Genomic DNA, 2,817 nt, shown 5'->3' with positions numbered 1-2,817 from the left:
GTTGCGCCGGCGAGTGAGTAATACACATTGTCCAAATGCGTCCGCATTGAAGAACTTTTAATCAACTAAATAGCAAATTAAAATAAAGGATAACGCTATATGGATATTAGAATTGAAAAAACCAGACAGAGTATTATAAATGCTTTTATAGAGTTGCGTTCTCATAAGGAGCTGGAGAGGATTACGATTAAGGAGTTGTGTGAGAAAGCGCAGATTAATAAGTCTACATTTTATGCACATTATCAGGATATTTATCATCTCTCGGATACATTGGAAACGGAAGTTGTGGTATCAATTATGGAGAATCTCACTCATCCGGAGAGAGTACTGGACGATACTGCTTTTTTTTCCAGGGAACTGTTTATGGGGTTTCTGGCAAAGGATTCGCTGATCGGGATTTTGTTTTCGGGAAGCAGGAGTAAATGCCTGGTGCAGAAAATTGAAGTTGCTTTAAAGGAGCTGGTGTTTAGAGCTTACCCTCAATATCGGGAAGACAAGGACATTAATATTATGCTCACTTACATTCTATATGGATGTTATTATGCGTTTTATGAAAACCGAAAATATGGAGATGTGCCAGTGCTTTCCAGTATTACAGAACTTACAGGCAAGACGGCGCAGGCAGCATTAAAAATGATAAAAAAATAAAAGCACCTCAATGCACGCAACATTAAATATGATAAAAAACTAAAAGCACCCTCGAAGTGTGCAACTTTGCAACTACTAAACAGTCACCTATTTTCATCGCAGGAGGTCAATAAATTGACAACAAACAATTCGAATATACAAGAAATGAATTCTGGTACTCCAACAGTAACTCCCTTACAAATTTTAAAAACTTACTTCGGATATGATTCCTTCCGGGAAGGGCAGACGGAAATTATAGATACCATTTTAAGCGGACGGGATGCGCTGGCGATCATGCCCACGGGGGCCGGAAAGTCTCTTTGTTATCAAGTTCCCGCGCTTCTTTTGCCAGGAATTACGCTGGTGGTTTCACCGCTGATTTCTCTTATGCAGGACCAGGTGAAGTCACTGAATGAAGCGGGGATCCATGCTGCTTATATCAACTCTTCGCTGACTGAGGGACAAATCAATAAGGCTCTTTCTTTCGCTGCGCGAGGTGTCTATAAGATTATTTACGTAGCACCAGAACGACTGGAAACAGCTTCATTTCTAAGCTTCGCACTCCATACTCCTATCTCCATGGTAACTGTAGACGAGGCCCACTGTATCTCCCAATGGGGACAGGATTTCCGTCCAAGTTACTTAAAAATCATAGATTTTGTGGAACAGCTGCCTGGCAATCCAATCATCAGTGCTTTCACCGCTACTGCCACAGAAGTCGTAAAAAATGACATTGCAAGAATACTGAAACTGAAAAATCCCAACATAGTTGTAACTGGCTTTGACAGAGAAAATCTATACTACCAGGTAGAGCATCTCACTGGAAAGCAGAAGGACATCTTTATCCAAAATTACATAGAAACCCATCCAAACGAAAGCGGAATCATCTACTGTGCCACCAGAAAAAACGTGGATACTTTGTATGAGAAATTATTGAAACAAGGCGTCTCTGTAACCCGTTACCACGCTGGAATGAGCAACGATATCCGCAAAAAAAGTCAGGATGATTTCATCTATGACCGCGCTCAGGTTGTGATTGCCACCAATGCTTTTGGCATGGGAATCGACAAATCCAATGTGCGTTTCGTCATCCACTACAACATGCCTCAGAGCATGGAAAACTATTACCAGGAAGCTGGCCGCGCAGGACGTGATGGTGAACCTGCAAAATGTATCCTTCTCTTTTCCACCCAGGATGTGATGATCAGCAAACTCCTTCTTGGAAGCAAAGACTTCGAAGGTATGGATTTTCAGGAAATTGAACAGGTAAAACATCAGGATTCCCGCCGTCTCCAGCTTATGGAAGGCTACTGTATGACCACCTCCTGCCTGCGCAATTACATCCTGGAATACTTCGGAGAAACCACACATCAGCCTTGTGATAATTGCGGCAACTGCCACCAGGAATTTGAAGAACTGGATATGACCCTGGATGCCAAATGGGTAGTCGGCTGCATCACCGAAATGCGCGGCCGCTATGGCCAGGCTCTGGTAATCGGCACTCTCCTGGGCTCAAAAAAAGCCCGTCTGAAGGACATTGGCGCCACCTCCTACAACTGCTATGGTCAGTTAGAGAACCGCACTGAAGCCGATCTCCGGCTCCTTATTAGCCAGATGATCCGTATGGGTTATATCACCCAGACAGAAGGAGAATACAGTGTTTTAAAAGCAGGAAATATTGCAGATTTACAAAATAAAAATACAAAGATCATAATAAAGAAATTCAAAGAAAAAGAGAAAATATCAACTACAAAGAAACACAAAACTCCATTCAAAAAGGACAGTTTTTCCGCTTCCACCGAAAGCTCATCCACTGATTCCACCGCCACAAACTCCAGCCACAATTCTGCCCTTTTTGAAGCCTTACGTCAGCTCCGTCTCCAGATTGCCAAGGAAGAATCTGTCCCTCCCTACATCGTCTTCACCGACAGAACCCTTATCGATATGTGCAGTAAACTTCCTCAGAATGAGGATGAAATGCTCAATGTATCCGGTGTAGGACAGAACAAACTTAAGAAATACGGACAACGATTTTTACAGGAAATATCCGCATTTCAGTCTGCTAATCACTAGACATCATTGCTATTTAATGTGTTGAAAGTTGTTCAAGGCAGACGCATTCGGACAATGGTGATTGCTCACTCGCCGGCGCAACGCTCCAGCGAACTAACTGCTAACTGCGACTAAATC

Annotated in this window: 2 protein-coding genes; both read left to right on the top strand. The window is 42.8% G+C overall.

Annotation, left to right across the window (positions count from 1 at the left end):
• The first annotated feature begins 99 nt into the window (after positions 1–99).
• Positions 100–648: a TetR/AcrR family transcriptional regulator gene (locus AB5618_RS21195; protein ID WP_148461099.1), complete on the top strand. Its 549-nt coding sequence runs from the start codon at positions 100–102 to the stop codon at positions 646–648.
• A 114-nt stretch (positions 649–762) separates the two neighbouring features.
• A complete protein-coding gene (gene recQ / locus AB5618_RS21190; protein WP_368367048.1) occupies positions 763–2,700 on the top strand; it encodes a DNA helicase RecQ in 1,938 nt (645 codons plus the stop codon).
• Positions 2,701–2,817 lie beyond the last annotated feature (117 nt).

This window comes from Ruminococcus sp. J1101004sp1_RTP21198st1_B9_RTP21198_201120, assembly GCF_040924245.1.
Taxonomy (GTDB): Bacteria; Bacillota; Clostridia; order Lachnospirales; family Lachnospiraceae; genus Blautia_A; species Blautia_A faecis.
The sequence above is the reverse complement of the archived record's forward strand: the minus strand, read 5'-3'. Positions and strand labels throughout refer to the sequence as shown.

Excerpts from the sequence above, each read along its gene's own strand:
- AB5618_RS21195 (WP_148461099.1), top strand. The coding sequence starts at position 100 with ATGGATATTAGAATTGAAAAAACCAGACAGAGTATTATAAATGCTTTT.